Here is a 15,746-nt window from a genome sequence, read left to right as displayed (position 1 = left end):
AAACCTGTTTTTTCCATCTTAACCGCTTACGTCACAACTTGCATACTTGCCGGCAATTTAAAGCCGAATAGAATTTCAAGTATCACTTGTCATGTATATCTTTCCCTGTTTCTGATACTGGAAACGATTTGTCCAGCGTTCTTTTTGAATCTTTAAAATAGGAAGTAACGGATTGTCCGACATCTTCCTCATTTCCTGTTAAAAGACTGCGGACGATTTTCCTATGTTTTTCGATGACCCATTCAACATGCTCCGGGCCGTGAGCAAAGACATCTTCAGTCGTCACAATGATGACAGCCATAATCAGCGATCTCATGCCATTCCACAAATTCATAATACGCCTGTGGCCGGCATTTCGGATGATCTCTTCATGGAAGGAAAAATCGTAATAGGCAAAGTCGCTGTGATTATGGTATTTTGCGGCAATTTCCATTTTATCAATCGTCTGATTTAACCGTTTGATGAACTGGTCTTGTTGGCCAACTGTTACTCTTTGCTGCGCAAAATTCTCAATCATTTCACGCACGTCATACAGTTCATGGATATCTTCCGGGCTCATCCCTAATACACAGGCACCCATTCTTTCCAAGCGGATCAGGCCATCATTAGCGAGCGCTTTCATTGCATCGCGGACTGGTGAACGGCTGGTTCCATATTTCCTGGCGATCTGATTTTCAGAAAGAATCTCCCCGGGTCTTATCACATTTTCAAGGATTAAGAGGCGCAATTCATTTGCTATTTGTTCACCAAGCGATGCGTCTTTCATCCATAATTCAGGGAAATGCAGCATATGAAAAACTCCTGTCATCAAAGTGATCGGTAAAAATAGAAATTGGTTTTCCTGCTTCCTTTTTCATTTCACTTGCCAACTTAAATGAGGTAACTTAAAATATTTCAATGAATTCATGCTTCTTTTGGAATGAGACGGCGGTTGCAAATGCCCGGGCTTCACTGATCGGACCGGGTTACAGCATGGCCGCCGAATTCATTTCGAAGCGCAGCAACCACTTTGCCGGTAAAAGTATCTTTTTCGAGAGAACGATAACGCATCATCAGCGCTAAGGTAATAACCGGTGCAGACGCTTTCAAATCAAGTGCGGATTCAACCGTCCATTTTCCTTCGCCGGATGATTCCACGATCCCGCTGATTTCATTGAGATGGGCATCCTTAGCAAAGGCATTCTCCAGCAGTTCGACAAGCCAGCTGCGAATCACTGAGCCGTGACTCCAGACTTTTGCAACAGCATGGTTATCATACTCGAACGGACTTTTTTCCAGAATCTCGTACCCTTCAGCCAGCGCCTCCATCATGCCGTATTCAATACCATTATGCACCATCTTGAGGAAATGGCCGCTCCCCGGTTTGCCGGTGTAGAGGCATCCATCTTTTACCGTAATTTTTTTAAAAAGCGGCTCCATCACATCATATGCAGATTTATCGCCGCCGATCATCAGGCAAGCACCATTCCTCGCCCCGTCCATTCCGCCGGAAGTACCGACATCGAGAAAAGCAATCCCTTTTTCCCGAAGCATCTCATAATGCCTGAGTGAATCGGTATAACGTGTATTCCCGCCATCCATGACGATATCACCAGGGCTTAGCAACTTACTAAGGCGATGAATGGTTTCTTCCGTCGGTTTACCGCTTGGCACCATCACCCAAACCTTTCTCGGTGTCTCAAGTCCGCGGATGAATTTTTCCAGCGAGGTATAATAATTTGCCCGCGAATCCAGAGATGCCGCCCGTCTGACTGTCTCTTCGGAAATATCATAAGCCTTCACATTAATCTGATGATCAAGCATATTTCGTGCCAAATTCAAACCCATTTTTCCAAGGCCGATCATACCAATCTCCATCATGACCCTCCTTTATCCTGTATACTTGTCGACAAGTTTATCGCAGAGATAGCGCTTTTATTTTTAGTCATTAAAATGTAACCCTTTTCTTCCTACAAACTTATCTTAATCCTACCATTGATCCATGTCAAGATAGGATGCGAGATTCATAGAAATATCACATAACGGGCAAATTTTCCTAAATCCTGAGAATTACTCGACACGTTTAATTTTTCTGCCTCGCTGGCTGCATACCTGATGGAGGTCACTTTGCGGGACTTTTTATCCCATGTTGTTCTGCAGCTTGCACTGACCTGTACGGAAGAAATGATTGGCTTGGCTCATCCGGTATTAGAAATCGAGGAGCGGGCGCCTTAAAAACGGCAACAGGCTGGTTTCGGATTCCGTGAGATAAGCTCCGCTCCCGGCGTGGCGTTTCCGTTCACAAACCGGGTTCGGAGCATTTTTACAAACGCCGTGTTGCTTCCACAAAATTCAGCTGAATGAAAAGTGGGAATTCTTACCCTGTGAATTTTTACAAACGCCATACTCCTTCTGCTCAAAAATGTTCAAAGCAGGATCTTAGCTCCCGGACGGTTTCTCTTTTTTTAAAAACCGGATGATTTCCGCGTAGTTGCTTGTAAAGATGGCAGGTTTCTCCAGCAATTCTTCAATCCTTTTTGAATCGTCCGTTTCCACTAAAATAAAACCGGGCAGCGCCGAAAACTGGATTGCCGGGTTTATGCGGCGGATATCTTCGTATTGATAATGAAGTTCAAGCGATACGTCTTCCATTTCAAATAACGGGACATGCTCTTCTTCCTCCCAGTCTTCGTCATTCACAACAATCAGTGTGTACCAGTTCCGTGGGTCTTCAGCCGCCAGCCCGCGGTTTTTTTGTGTTATAAGGCGATCCACACAAATGAAAACGCCGGTTAATAATAGTAACAAGACGGAATACAGCCATAATTGGGACAGAAACAGCAGAACCGTTGCGAACAGCGACAGGACACTTAACCTTTTTGCCACCAGTTGAACCAACAAAAGGATATCATTCATCGTTCACGTCTCCCAATTCAAGATGTCTAAATCCCTTCCCCCTATTCTATGCACCCTCATTGTCCGTTGTTCCAGTGCATAATGTTTCAATTCTTTTACAGATTGAGACATAATAAGAAAAGCGAAGGCGCCTTGAACAGGGGCGGCAAGCAAATGCTCCGGCACCAGAGAAGTCCGCTTCCGGCTTCAATGTGCCGGACTTTGAACTGAGCCCCCGGGCGCTGCAGCTGGATCAAGAAAAGCCGTAGGGCGCTTGCCAATCGGAGTACGGATTTCAGGGCCTCTGACTGAGATAATAGGATAACACGGTGAGGGACGAACCGATGTTGACTTATCGCTAGAAAGAGGACAGGAAATCCGCTAGCCGATAGCGCCCTCAGCTGGACAATCAGAAAAACCGTAGGGCGCTTGTCCATTGGCGTACGGATTTCAGGGCCTTGGGGGTTTGGTCCGATATTGGCTTCTCTCAGATAGAGGCAAAAAACAGCTCAACTGTTGGACAATCGAAAAAATTATAAATAGAAAAGGGGCATATAATATGAGCCGATATGATGCTTTATTTGAACCATTTACCTTTAAAAGCGGGGTTACGATAAACAATCGGATTGTGATGGCACCGATGACACATTATTCCTCAAACGATGATGGGTCAATCTCGGATGCTGAACTGCGCTATTATGCAGAACGTGCGGGCAGCCCTTCGCTCGTCATCACCGCCTGCGCGAACGTGACAGCAAACGGCAAAGCCTTTACGGGGCAGCCGGCAGCAGACCGGGATGAAATGATTGCCGGCATGAAAAAGCTCACCGGCGTAATTCACAAAGCAAAAGCGAAAGCAGTTCTGCAAATCCACCATGGCGGCCGCGAATGCCCGCCGGAACTCGTGCCAAACGGAGATATCGTAAGTGCAAGCGATGTTGATACTTCTACCGGCGATGCGCATGCACGGGCGCTGACATCAGATGAAACCGAAGCGATTGTACAGGCGTTCGGCGAAGCAACCCGGCGCGCCATTGAAGCCGGTTTTGACGGGGTGGAAATCCACGGGGCCAATGGCTATCTCGTTCAACAATTTTATTCTCCGGCCACAAACCGGCGCACGGACAAATGGGGCGGCAGCCTTGAGAAACGGCTTGCTTTCCCGCTTGCAGTCGTGGATGCCGTGAAAAAAGCTGCCGCTGAGGCTGAGCAGCCGTTTTTGGTTGGCTACAGGCTCTCCCCGGAAGAACCGTACGAACCGGGAATCACAATGGCAGATACCTATACGCTGTTGGATGCTCTGGTAGAAAAAGATTTGGACTATCTTCATATTTCTATGCTCGATTTTTGGTCGAAAGCAAGGCGCGGCGCGGATCCTGAACGCAGCCGTATTGAACAAATTTTGGAGAGAATTGGAAGCAAAGTACCCGTAATCGGTGTCGGTTCCCTGCACACAGCGGACGATGCATTAAAAGCATTAGAAACCGGTGTACCGCTGATTGCGCTCGGCCGCGAACTGGTGATTGAACCGCACTGGGCGGAAAAAATCCGCTCCGGAAAAGAAGCTGAAATCCAAACCGCATTAAAGCTTGACGACCGCGAACGCCTTGTCATCCCTGAACCGCTTTGGAACAACATTATCTCAAGACCCGGCTGGTTCCCGTTTGAATCATAAGCCTTTTTAGAGCCTCATGTACTGCGGGAAAGCCATTTTTGGGCCCAGCCTGCATTTTTGCAACGAAATTGCGAAATGCGGGCCGGGCTCTTTTTTATAAAAAAAAGGGATTTTCTGCTTGACATTAATCACTTACAATATTAAACTAAGTTACGAAAAGTAATTAATAAAGTTTTTATTAGTTGATTACTAAATGTTTTTGCATGAGTTTAGATGACACATATTTCATCATTGATAAAGTATGGGGTCTGTTTTTTTGCGAGGGTGCTGTCACGCGTTACCCTGTCTTAGAAAAATGATGAGCAAACTGTGCATCTCTGGCATGCAGAACGTTCCGATCCAAAAAATAATGATGGATCAAGTGGGGGTTCAATGACCATTCATGTAAACGGATGGCCAATCCATTCATAACGAAATTTAGGAGGAATTTATTATGGCAAATTCAAAATGGGCAGTAGACTATGCACATAGCTCGATTGATTTTACAGTCAAACATATGATGATTTCAAAAGTTAAAGGGTCTTTCCAAAAATTTGAGGCTGATATTGAAGCAGATCCACAAGATTTAACGAGTGCCGCTGTTTCTTTTACCATTGACGTAAGCAGCATTGATACAAAAAATACTGACCGTGACAACCACCTGCGTTCAGCAGACTTCTTTGATGCAGAAAATTACCCCAATATTACATTCCTCTCGACTTCGGTTACAAAAGTGGACGATGACGAGTATGAAATAACGGGCAACCTGACCATTCATGGCGTAACCAAGGAAGAAACGTTTAACGTTACTTTCGAGGGGATTTCCAAAAACCCGATGACCGGTGCTGAAACAGTCGGCTTAAGCGCAGAAGGTAAAGTAAAACGCAGCGACTACGGCCTGACATGGAACGCCGCACTTGAAACCGGCGGCGTATTGGTCGGCGATGACATTAAATTTACAGTTGAACTGGAAGCAAGCAAAGCGGAATAAAACGGATCTGGAATGGAACCGCGCCGGGCGAAAGCTGTCCGGCGCGGTTTTGGTTATATGGATAGATTCCGGTTATGATTATGAACGACCGCGAGCGTGGATTTTCTTCCGACATGGGCTTTCATTTCTCCTATGAACGACCACGGGCTCGGGTTTTCTTCCGACACGGGCTTTCATTCCTCCTATGAACGACCGCGGGCACGAATTTTCTTCCGACATGGGCTTTCATTTCTCTTATGAACGACCGCGGGAACGAGTTTTCTTACGCCGCGGGCTTTCATTTCTCCTATGAACGACCGCGGGCATGAATTTTCTTCCGCCGCGGGCTTTCATTCCTCCTATGAACGACCGCGGGCTCGGGTTTTCTTCCGACACGGGCTTTCATTCCTCCTATGAACGACCGCGGGCTCGGGTTTTCTTCCGACGCGGGCTTTCATTCCTCCTATGAACGACCACGGGCTCGGGTTTTCTTCCGACACGGGCTTTCATTTCTCTTATGAAAGCCCGCGGGCATGAATTTTCTTCCGACACGGGCTTTCATTCCTCTTATGAACGACCGCGAGCGTGGATTTTCTTCTGACACGGGCTTTCATTTCTCTTATGAACGACCGCGAACACGGATTTTCTTCCGCAGCGGGCTTTCATTTCTCTTATGAACGACCGCGGGAACGAGTTTTCTTCCGCCGCGGGCTTTCATTCCTCCTATGAACGACCGCGGGCACGAATTTTCTTCCGACATGGGCTTTCATTCCTCTCATGAACGGCCACGGGCATGAATTTTCTTCCGCCGCGGGCTTTCATTTCTCCTATGAACGACCGCGGGCATGAATTTTCTTCCGCCGCGGGCTTTCATTTCTCCTATGAACGACCGCGGGCATGAATTTTCTTCCGCCGCGGGCTTTCATTTCTCCTATGAACGACCGCGAGTACGGGTTTTCTTCCGGCTTGGGCTTTCATTAACATTATGAACGACCGGTACTATAGATTTTACTCTTGTGTGGTCATTCATTTTTCAACGATCCCATTTCCCTAGGGACACTTATCCCAAATCCCAACAAAATACCGACGTTTTATTGATAATAAGTCCATTGGCGAACGCCTTCTGGTGTAAAATTTTTACTTAAAATCCTTTTAATTGTCTTTTTTGAGTCTATGATTTTACACCATTCTTGAATTTTGTTTGTTGTAATTTTCTGACCTGGGAAAAGGAGCTTAAATTCCTTAACACTGCGTAAAACAGCTTCGTCAACTCCTTCCTTATGTCCGCATTCCCCACAAACGACTTTCATCCCTTCTACCGCCACTGAAAAAGAACGGCAGCTTTCGCAAGTGATGCCTTTTTGCAGCTGGGTGTATTCATATTCAGGCAGTTGCAGGAATGGGAATTTTTCCAGATGGCAGGAAACCAGTTTGTCTGCCAGGATTAGGTGTTTTTTTGTTAGTTTTGAGGGGGTGGTGTTTAATTTTCTGAAATATTTTGGAATCTGGGTTGGGTAAATAAATGGGAGATTTAGTGGCGCTTGGTATAGCGTAAATTCGGGATTGATAAAAACAACCTTGGAGTCGATGGGGATATTGTTCCAGCCGAGGTCTTGCAGCAGTTGGCGCAATAAGGATTCATTTCGCCTCAGTTGGATGAGCGGGTAATTGATTTCAGTTTTATTCCGCATGAAAAGCTTGTCTCGTTCGTAAAAAAAATCGCCTTCGAAGTTTTTCACTTCAAACATACAGATGCCTTCTAAAGTAATCATCAATGAATCCATTTGGAAATGGGTGTTATTCATTTTGAGCCGCAAATCATTTAATAGAAGGCAATCGCATTGAAGTTTTTCTGTCATTGAATCAAATTTTAACTCGCCCTCATAGCCTTTTTTTAAATTGATGTAATGCTTCCTGTCATTTTCTGTTAAGTCCATGCGTGCATGCAGCGATTCAAGCATGCAAAGTTCTTCGGATTTCGTACGGTGCTTATGGATCATAGGCCGCTTCCTTTCTTCATGATAAGTTTCATGTTTATTTTAACATGCATTCCGTGACTTGGATCACAAATTTTCCAACCGCAATGGTTTACAATTGAAAAAGCTTATACGAGGGAGTGAATGATATGGAACGTTTTACAACAGAGCAAACCGTTGGGGAAATTGTGGCTTTGTTCCCGAAAGCAGCGGATCTTTTTAAAGCAAACCGCATTGATTTTTGCTGCGGCGGCAATATTTCTGTCAAAGAAGCAGCTGAAAAACGTAATCTTTCAGCGGATGAACTGGTATCTGCGGTCCAGGCGCTTTATGATCAGTTTGCCGGCAGCAGTGAGGAGAAAAATTGGAATGAGGCAAGTTTTTCGGAAATTGTTGACCATATTACGGCAACCCACCATGCGTTTTTGCGTGAGGAATTGCCGAACTTGAGCCCGTATGTGACGAAGGTAATGCGCGTTCATGGCGGCAACCATCCGCATCTTGTTGAAGTACATGCTTTATTTAATCAATTAAAGGCGGAACTTCTTGAGCATACGGATAAAGAAGATAGCGGGCAGTTTCCGGCGATCCGTGCCTATGACAGCAACCCGACAGCTGAAAATCTGGCGGCTGCTACGGCTGAGTTGGCAGATCTGGAAAGCGAGCATGCCTCAGTGGGTGAAATTCTGCACCGCCTCCGTGAAATTACGAATGACTACACGCTTCCGGAGGGCGCATGCCGGACATTTCAACTCGTTTATCGCCGTCTTGAAAACTTTGAAAATGATACGTTCCAACATATTCATCTTGAAAACAATATTTTATTCAAACGCCTGCTTGAACAAGCCAGCTAATGGCAAAAGGGGCCGGGCCTATACCGCTTTAATGCAGCGGGGACAGGCCTTTTTTTATTCAGCACTTTTAACATGTTACGGTGTATGGCTCTCTTTCCTGCACTGCTTTCACTTACCGGGGAGCAGGGCTTTTTTCCATTTAACACTTTACCTCGCCGGGGAGCAGGGCTTTTTTCCTTTAACACTTTACCTCGCCGGGGAACGGGGCTTTTTCCCATTCAACGCTTTTCACCGCGGCAGCAGCTCCCTTTTTCTTTTCACTGCTTTCACTCACCGGGGAGCAGGACTTTGTTTCTCTTCCTCGCTTTCTTGCTTCGCCGGACAGGCCTGATTTGGGATGTGGATCTGTCTTTCAGGTGTTTTTTGTTTGTTCAGGTCCGTCCAGCAATTCGTTTGTCAGTTGTTCGAGGTGGATGAGGTAGGTGCCTTTTTCCTGCGGGATGATGAGGTTTTTTTGTTTGAGCCGGTGGATGGTCCTGCTGATGGTTTCGCGGGTGACGCCGATCATACTGGCGAGGTCGGTGTTGTTGAGCGGGACTTTGACAAGGATAAAGCCTGCTTCATCGGCTGCAGTGCCGTGCGAGCGGGCGAGGCGCAGGAAAAGTTTGATGACTTGTTCATAAGCACTGTTTAAAATCTGTGCTTCAAGGCGGTCCTGTAAATCTAGGATTTCGTCGCTCATCACCCGGTATAATGTCATGGCCAGATGCGGGTTTTCGAGCAGCACTTTTTCAAAATCGGAAATTCTTACAGCCAACAGGTCTGTTTCTTCAATCGCGAGGGAATTTGCCGGATAGCGGATTTTGCGGAAAAAGCCGACATGCGGGAACATGTCCCCTTCCCGCAGCAGGGTGATAATTTGTTCTTTGCCGTTCAAATCATTGCGGTAAATTTTTACTTCCCCTTTGCGGATAAAATAAACGGCTTTCTGCGGGTCGCCCTGGTAAAAAATATGGCTCCCTTTTTTAACGTGCTTTTCAATGGCTGCGCCGGCAATCATGGCAAGTTCCTCTGCGCCCAGCCCTTTAAACAGCGGCATTTTCCGCAATGATTCATACTGTTTTTCCATAACCCTGCCTCCCTTCTTAGACGTTTAAACGATGAAAAGTATAGTAGACACCTTTATTTACTATTTTACAATAAAAATGAGGAAATCGTAATATTGTAACTATCTGTATTCAAACAAAAGGTTTAAGCGGGAATTTATCATGGAGATAAAGCCCATGTTTCCTTCCCACGAATCTGAAAGACCGGCAGTTATTCAAATAAAAGCAAAAAACGGTAAGACGCCGAAATGAGCCTGTCTTACCGTTTTTACACAATTCCGGGAATGAGACGTTTCTTACGACGGAATGATCCGCGTCGGTTCCACTGCAGCCGGGGCTGAATTTTCCGCCTCGCCGAATTCATTTTCCATTTTGGCAACAACGACTGTTGCGACTGCATTGCCAATGATATTTGTAATCGCCCGTGATTCGGACATGAAACGATCCACACCGATTAAAAGGGCGATCCCTGCGACCGGAATTACCGGAACCGCGGACAAGGTCGCAGCCAGGGTGATAAAGCCGGAACCGGTAACGCCTGCAGCACCTTTTGAAGTCAGCATCAAAATCAGCAGCAGCGTAATTTGATGTGTGATGGACAGATGCACATTATAGGCTTGGGCAATGAAAATGGATGCCATGGATAAGTAAATTGCTGTACCGTCCAAGTTAAAGGAATAGCCGGTCGGGACAACAAGGCCGACCACCGATTTGGAACAACCGTAGTTTTCGAGCTTTTTCATCAAAGATGGCATGGCCGATTCCGAGGAGGATGTCCCCAGTACAAGCAGCAGTTCTTCTTTGATGTAGGCAATGAATTTTAAAATATTGAATCCGAATGCTTTCGCGATGCCGCCGATCACAAGCAAAATGAAGATCAGCATGGTGAGATAAACGGATCCCATCAACTCGCCAAGATTAATGAGTGATGAGGCGCCGAACTGGCCGACCGTATACGCCATCGCCCCGAACGCGGCAATAGGCGATATTTTCATGACCATTCCAACAATTTTAAAGAAGATTTCGGTCAGATCCTCAAAAAACCGGATGACCGGCTTTGCTTTCTGGCCCAGGGACGCGGCAGCAGTTCCAAACAATACCGCGAAGAATAAAATCGGCAAAAGATCACCTTGCGCAAAAGCACCGGCAATACTTTCCGGAATGATATTGGAAATAAAGCCGATAAAACCGGTTTCGCTGTCTTTGGCCTGCGTGACAAATTGTGAAACTTCGCTTGCTTTGGCATGGCTCGTATCAATACCGTGGCCCGGCTGGATCAGGTTCACAACAACAAGCCCGATCGCAAGTGCAATGGTGCTGACAATTTCAAAATAAATCAGTGCTTTGCCGCCGATCCTGCCGACTTTTTTCATGTCCCCCATACCGCCGATTCCGGTAACAACCGTTAGAAAAATAATTGGCGGAACAAGCATTTTAATGAGTTTAATAAACCATTGGGCAAGAATGTTCAGTTCTGCGCCGAATTTTGGCGAGACAAGCCCCACGATAATTCCTAAGATAATTCCAATGATCACCTGCACCGTCATATTTCGGAAGTTGACTCTCAATTTTACATCCCCTCTTTGTTTGCGCTTACATTACGGTGTTTCGAATTCTATTTCTATTATATAACAGGTTTATTGTTTTTTCACTATTTTTATATTTAAATAGTAAAAAAATATGGCCCGCATGTTTTGGCAACAAGCGGGCGCATGTCTTTCTATTATTCTGCGGGAACGGCCTCGCGAATGGCTGCTTCCAGTTCTTCTGTGTATTGCTTTTCCGTTTTTTCATTCCAGGAGAATTCGCGTGCCATCCAGGCAATCACGGGTGCTTTCCATTTTTGTACCCAGTTGATGTTAAAATAGAGGGCACCGGTGCGGCGAATGAAAAAGTCTATCGGTTTTGCAGCCATTTCGTGTTCGACAGCATATTTGAGCTGGGCGAAAACTTCGCGCGGCAATGTGCCGTCATTGCAGGCTTTTGCATATTCAAAAAGTTTGCCGGCGTTGGTGCCGTATTTGCGCACCATTTCCCTTGCCGTCTCCCGCGAGAGCCCGCATGCTTCGCCTTCTTTGCTTTTTTCTTCAATATAAGCGGCAAAATGATCAGAGCCGCCGAAATCTCCGCCTGAAACCGGCAGATGCTTGGTTTGGCAGGTTTTTGTATTGCCCAGCTTTTTGGCAGCTAAGTCCACCACCGTCTCCGCCATTTTGCGGTATCCGGTCAGTTTCCCGCCGGCAATGGTGATCAGGCCGCTTTCCGCTTCCCAAATTTCGTCTTTACGTGAAATTTCAGAAGCATCCTTGCCCTCTTCGTAAATCAGCGGGCGGACGCCGGCCCAGCTTGATTCGACATCGTGGGCGGCCACCTTTACAGCCGGAAACATATAATGGATCGCGTTTAAGAGATAACGGATATCTTCAGGGAGCGGCTTCGGATGGACCGGATCCTTATCGTAAAAGGTATCGGTCGTGCCCACATATGTTTTGCCGCCGCGCGGGATGGCAAATACCATGCGCCCGTCCGGTGTGTCAAAGTAAACGGCCTGGTGCAGCGGGAAGATGCTTTGGTCAAAGACAATGTGGACGCCTTTTGTGAGGCGCAGCTTTTTTTTGCCGGGGGCATCCTTGTCGCGCATTTTATCCCCCCACGGGCCGGTCGCATTCACAACGATTTTGGCGCGCACTTTTGCAGTTTCGCCGCTGAACTGGTCACGGACGAGGGCGCCTGCAATGCGGCCGTTCTCGTACAGATATTCTTCCGCTTTCACATAGTTGACGGCAAGGGCGCCATGTGCAGCAGCTGCTTTCATGACTTCAATTGTGAGGCGGGCATCATCTGTCCGGTACTCAACATAATACCCGCCGCCTTTAAGCCCGTTTTTTTTAATGAGCGGTTCTTTTTCAAGCGTTTCTTGTGCCGACAGCATTTTCCGCCGTTCCTGCTTTTTTACGCCGGCCAGAAAATCGTACAGCCGCAAGCCAATATTGGTAGTAAATGCGCCAAATGTGCCGCCTTTATGGAATGGCAAAAGCATCCATTCCGGTGTTGTAATGTGGGGGCCGTTTTCATAGACGATCGCCCGTTCTTTCCCGACTTCGGCTACCATTTTTACCTCAAACTGTTTTAAATAGCGGAGCCCGCCGTGGACGAGTTTTGTCGAACGGCTGGATGTACCGGCTGCGAAGTCCTGCATTTCGATCAGTGCTGTTTTGATGCCGCGCGCCGCTGCATCAAGCGCAATGCCGGCGCCTGTGATGCCGCCTCCGATAATGAGCAGATCATATTCTTCCGACCCCATCTTTTTTAATAGGTTTTCGCGTTGTTTGCTTGAAAAATTCATCGCTGTCCCCTCCGTTTTTGTTCGTTTCAAACAAAAAGAGACCTGAACAAGCATTATGGGGGCACCATAAAACAAGCCAGGTCTCTCTGCATCTCTTGACTAATATATGAACTTGTAATTTATTATAGCAATCATTTGCTTATTTGAAAACAATTGTGGCTTCGACTGCTTTTTTCCAGCCTGCATAAAGTGCTTCCCGCCTGTTTTCATTGAGTTTCGGTTCAAATTTTCTTTCCACTTTCCATTGCTTGGCGATCTCTTCGCAGGAGCCCCAGTAACCGACCGCAAGACCAGCCAAGTAGGCGGCTCCAAGCGCAGTGGTTTCGCTGACGACCGGCCGTTCTACCGGGACGGCAAGGATGTCGCTTTGGAACTGCATGAGGAAATTATTTACTACCGCGCCGCCATCAGCCCGTAAAGTTTTTAGCGGCAGATTCGAATCAGCTTCCATTGCGGTCAGCACGTCTTTCGTCTGGTAAGCAAGCGATTCCAGGGTGGCGCGGATAAAATGCTCTTTCGTCGTCCCGCGGGTCAGCCCGAATACAGAACCGCGCACATCACTTTCCCAATACGGGGTGCCGAGGCCGACAAAAGCGGGCACAACATAGACGCCGTCGGTTGAGACAACCCGGTCTGCATATTCTTCGCTTTGGGCACTAGTTTTGATCATGCGCATGCTGTCACGCAGCCATTGAATCGCTGAGCCGGCCACAAAGATACTGCCTTCCAGTGCATATTCAACCTTGCCGCCAATGCCCCAGGCAAGCGTTGTCAACAGCCCGTTTTTCGACTTAACCGCTTTCTCTCCTGTGTTCATCAGCATAAAACAGCCGGTTCCGTATGTGTTTTTCGCCATGCCTTCTTCAAAGCAAGCCTGCCCGAATAATGCCGCCTGCTGGTCGCCCGCAACGCCGGCAATTGGCGTTTCCTGGCCAAAAAAATGGTAGGACTCCGTTTTTGCAAAGACATGGGAGGACGGTTTGACTTCCGGAAGCATGGACGCCGGCACGCCGAGCATGTCAAGCAGCTCAGGATCCCATTTGAGATTATAAATATTATAAAGCAGCGTCCGCGATGCATTTGAATAGTCCGTGACATGGGCTTTGCCGCCTGAAAATTTCCAGATCAGCCAGGTGTCAATCGTGCCGAAAAGCAGTTCGCCTTTTTCTGCGCGTTCCCTTGCTCCGTCGACATGGTCGAGAATCCATTTGATTTTCGTACCGCTGAAATAGGGATCGATCAGCAGGCCGGTTTTTGCACGGACCATGTCTTCATAGCCTTTTTCTTTTAGCTCTGCGCAAATACCCGCTGTTTGCCGCGACTGCCAGACGATCGCATTGTAAATTGGATGGCCTGTGTTTTTATCCCAGACGACTGCCGTTTCACGCTGGTTTGTAATCCCGATTGCAGCCACTTGTTTCGGCTCAACATCCGCCTCTGTTAAAACGGTTGCAACAACGGCCAGCACAGAAGCCCAGATTTCATTGGCATTGTGCTCAACCCAGCCCGGTTTTGGAAAATGCTGCGTGAACTCCTGCTGGGCGGTGTGCACGACTTCCCCTTGTTTGTTAAAAAGGATGGCCCTTGAACTTGTTGTTCCCTGGTCAATCGATAAAATGTACTGCTCCATCCTGATTCCTCCTCACACTCTTTTTCTTGTTATCTATGATCCATATTATCAATAAAACAACCAAACATGTTAGTAGAACATACCAGAAGGAAGGTGTCCATTCCCCTTTGAAGACAGCGTGGTAAAATACGCCGGCGAGCGATCCCCCCAGCATCGGGCCGACAACCGGCACCCAGGCATATTGCCAGTTGGATGGTCCTTTCCCCGGGATTGGTAAGAGAAAATGCGCAATCCGCGGACCAAGGTCACGTGCCGGGTTGATGGCATATCCGGTTGTCCCGCCGAGCGAAATACCGATAGCCACGATCAGCATCCCGATAATGAACGGGTTTAACCCATCTGTAAAACGGTTGGCGCCGATCGTTAAAATGCCAAGCACCAATACGAAAGTTCCAATCAATTCGCTGAGTACATTGGCAAAATGGTTTGGAATCGCCGGACTCGTTGCGAAAACGCCAAGCTTTGTACCGGTATCCTTCGTTTCTTTCCAGTGCGGCAGGAAATGCAGAAATACAATGGCCGCGCCAATGATCGCGCCAATCATTTGTGCAAAAATATACCCTGCAACTCTTGACCACGGAAAATCGCCGTTAAATGCAAGCCCGACTGTCAGGGCCGGATTCAGATGGGCGCCGCTGTATTTTCCGACAGCGTAGGCGCCCATGGCCACGCCAAGCCCCCAGCCAAAAGAGATGACAAGCCAACCGCTGTTATAAGCAAATGATTTCTTTAAATTCACATTGGCGCAAACCCCCGCGCCAAAAATTATCAGGATGGCCGTACCGATTAGTTCCCCAAGAAGTGGACTCATTACCCGCTCCCCTTTCATGTTGTATAGGCTATCGCCGCATGCAGCTTGAAAAATGCCCCCTTTCCATGAAGAAAAAGAACAAAAAGATCCTTATTATCGCAATTGATTTGTCCAGCTGCAGGCACTATCGGCTCGGGGTCAGAATCATTGCGATTAAATCGGATCTCTTTGTTCTCTGTCAGGTTTATTAACTTATTCATGATGATAACGCTTTCTATTGGTTTTGTCAATATTTGTTCACAAAGCAGGGATAAGGCTGGGCGGGAGTGGTAAGGACTGGGGGGGTGGGCTTATGAAATGTTGGTGATCAGGCTTATGAACGACTTTTCAAAACGGTTATTCCGCCTGAATGAATGTAGTCATTCAATGAAAGACTGTGACGGTTGATAATCCACGTGCATGGTCGTTCATAACCGGTATGAAAGCCCGCTCCGGAAGAAATTCAGCGCTCGCGGTCGTTCATAACTGGTATGAAAGCCCGCTCCGGAAGAAATTCCACGCCCGTGGTCGTTCATAACCGGTATGAAAGCCCGCTCCGGAAGAAAATCCGCGCCCGCGGTCGTTCATAACCGGTATGAAAGCCCG

Annotated in this window: 12 protein-coding genes; 3 read left to right on the top strand and 9 right to left on the bottom strand. The window is 47.3% G+C overall.

Annotated elements, in window-relative coordinates; all coding sequences use genetic code 11:
* Positions 1-82: 82 nt before the first annotated feature.
* The 3 genes from C232_RS0116260 to C232_RS0116240 form a co-directional block, all read right to left on the bottom strand.
* Positions 83-790, bottom strand: a complete 708-nt coding sequence (locus C232_RS0116260; RefSeq protein WP_018665211.1) for a GntR family transcriptional regulator — start codon at positions 788-790, stop codon at positions 83-85.
* Between the two features lie 158 nt (positions 791-948).
* Complete coding sequence (gene gnd / locus C232_RS0116255; RefSeq protein WP_018665210.1) at positions 949-1,857, bottom strand: phosphogluconate dehydrogenase (NAD(+)-dependent, decarboxylating); 909 nt, start codon at positions 1,855-1,857, stop codon at positions 949-951.
* A 561-nt stretch (positions 1,858-2,418) separates the two neighbouring features.
* Complete coding sequence (locus C232_RS0116240) at positions 2,419-2,895, bottom strand: hypothetical protein (RefSeq protein ID WP_018665207.1); 477 nt, start codon at positions 2,893-2,895, stop codon at positions 2,419-2,421.
* A 538-nt stretch (positions 2,896-3,433) separates the two neighbouring features.
* Here C232_RS0116240 and C232_RS0116235 point away from each other — a divergent pair.
* Together C232_RS0116235 and C232_RS0116230 are read left to right on the top strand one after the other, a co-directional pair.
* Entirely contained in the window at positions 3,434-4,549 is a 1,116-nt protein-coding gene (locus C232_RS0116235; RefSeq protein WP_018665206.1) for an NADH-dependent flavin oxidoreductase, read from the top strand.
* A 433-nt stretch (positions 4,550-4,982) separates the two neighbouring features.
* A complete protein-coding gene (locus C232_RS0116230; RefSeq protein WP_018665205.1) occupies positions 4,983-5,519 on the top strand; it encodes a YceI family protein in 537 nt (178 codons plus the stop codon).
* 1,070 nt (positions 5,520-6,589) lie between these two features.
* Here the strand turns inward: C232_RS0116230 and C232_RS0116215 are convergent.
* Positions 6,590-7,498 (bottom strand): nuclease-related domain-containing protein, encoded by a 909-nt coding sequence (locus C232_RS0116215; RefSeq protein WP_018665202.1) that lies wholly within the window; start codon positions 7,496-7,498, stop codon positions 6,590-6,592.
* A gap of 125 nt (positions 7,499-7,623) precedes the next feature.
* On the opposite strand from C232_RS0116215, the gene ric reads away from it, so the two are divergent.
* Complete coding sequence (gene ric, locus C232_RS0116210) at positions 7,624-8,328, top strand: iron-sulfur cluster repair di-iron protein (protein WP_018665201.1); 705 nt, start codon at positions 7,624-7,626, stop codon at positions 8,326-8,328.
* A 352-nt stretch (positions 8,329-8,680) separates the two neighbouring features.
* Here the strand turns inward: ric and C232_RS0116205 are convergent, their stop codons facing one another.
* The 5 genes from C232_RS0116205 to C232_RS0116185 all read right to left on the bottom strand — a co-directional run bounded on the left by C232_RS0116205 (position 8,681) and on the right by C232_RS0116185 (position 15,161).
* Positions 8,681-9,397 (bottom strand): Crp/Fnr family transcriptional regulator, encoded by a 717-nt coding sequence (locus C232_RS0116205; RefSeq protein ID WP_018665200.1) that lies wholly within the window; start codon positions 9,395-9,397, stop codon positions 8,681-8,683.
* 273 nt (positions 9,398-9,670) lie between these two features.
* Complete coding sequence (dctA, locus tag C232_RS0116200; RefSeq protein WP_026314649.1) at positions 9,671-10,942, bottom strand: C4-dicarboxylate transporter DctA; 1,272 nt, start codon at positions 10,940-10,942, stop codon at positions 9,671-9,673.
* Positions 10,943-11,097: 155 nt separating this feature from the next.
* Positions 11,098-12,720 (bottom strand): glycerol-3-phosphate dehydrogenase/oxidase, encoded by a 1,623-nt coding sequence (locus tag C232_RS0116195; protein WP_018665198.1) that lies wholly within the window; start codon positions 12,718-12,720, stop codon positions 11,098-11,100.
* A 139-nt stretch (positions 12,721-12,859) separates the two neighbouring features.
* The gene (glpK, locus tag C232_RS0116190) at positions 12,860-14,350 is read right to left on the bottom strand and encodes a glycerol kinase GlpK (protein WP_018665197.1); all 1,491 of its coding nucleotides are present in this window, start codon (positions 14,348-14,350) and stop codon (positions 12,860-12,862) included.
* On the bottom strand, positions 14,325-15,161 hold the full coding sequence (locus C232_RS0116185; protein WP_018665196.1) for an MIP/aquaporin family protein: 837 nt from the start codon (positions 15,159-15,161) through the stop codon (positions 14,325-14,327). Before C232_RS0116185 ends, glpK begins: the two co-directional genes overlap by 26 nt.
* Positions 15,162-15,746: the final 585 nt, after the last annotated feature.

It is taken from the genome of Heyndrickxia acidiproducens DSM 23148, assembly GCF_000374345.1.
GTDB lineage: Bacteria > Bacillota > Bacilli > Bacillales > Bacillaceae_C > Weizmannia > Weizmannia acidiproducens.
This window is presented reverse-complemented; position numbering and strand designations above follow the sequence as displayed.

Excerpts from the sequence above, each read along its gene's own strand:
- C232_RS0116260 (WP_018665211.1), bottom strand. The coding sequence starts at position 790 with ATGCTGCATTTCCCTGAATTATGGATGAAAGACGCATCGCTTGGTGAA.
- gnd (WP_018665210.1), bottom strand. The coding sequence starts at position 1,857 with ATGGAGATTGGTATGATCGGCCTTGGAAAAATGGGTTTGAATTTGGCA.
- C232_RS0116240 (WP_018665207.1), bottom strand. The coding sequence starts at position 2,895 with ATGAATGATATCCTTTTGTTGGTTCAACTGGTGGCAAAAAGGTTAAGT.
- C232_RS0116235 (WP_018665206.1), top strand. The coding sequence starts at position 3,434 with ATGAGCCGATATGATGCTTTATTTGAACCATTTACCTTTAAAAGCGGG.
- C232_RS0116230 (WP_018665205.1), top strand. The coding sequence starts at position 4,983 with ATGGCAAATTCAAAATGGGCAGTAGACTATGCACATAGCTCGATTGAT.
- C232_RS0116215 (WP_018665202.1), bottom strand. The coding sequence starts at position 7,498 with ATGATCCATAAGCACCGTACGAAATCCGAAGAACTTTGCATGCTTGAA.
- ric (WP_018665201.1), top strand. The coding sequence starts at position 7,624 with ATGGAACGTTTTACAACAGAGCAAACCGTTGGGGAAATTGTGGCTTTG.
- C232_RS0116205 (WP_018665200.1), bottom strand. The coding sequence starts at position 9,397 with ATGGAAAAACAGTATGAATCATTGCGGAAAATGCCGCTGTTTAAAGGG.
- C232_RS0116195 (WP_018665198.1), bottom strand. The coding sequence starts at position 12,720 with ATGAATTTTTCAAGCAAACAACGCGAAAACCTATTAAAAAAGATGGGG.
- glpK (WP_018665197.1), bottom strand. The coding sequence starts at position 14,350 with ATGGAGCAGTACATTTTATCGATTGACCAGGGAACAACAAGTTCAAGG.
- C232_RS0116185 (WP_018665196.1), bottom strand. The coding sequence starts at position 15,161 with ATGAGTCCACTTCTTGGGGAACTAATCGGTACGGCCATCCTGATAATT.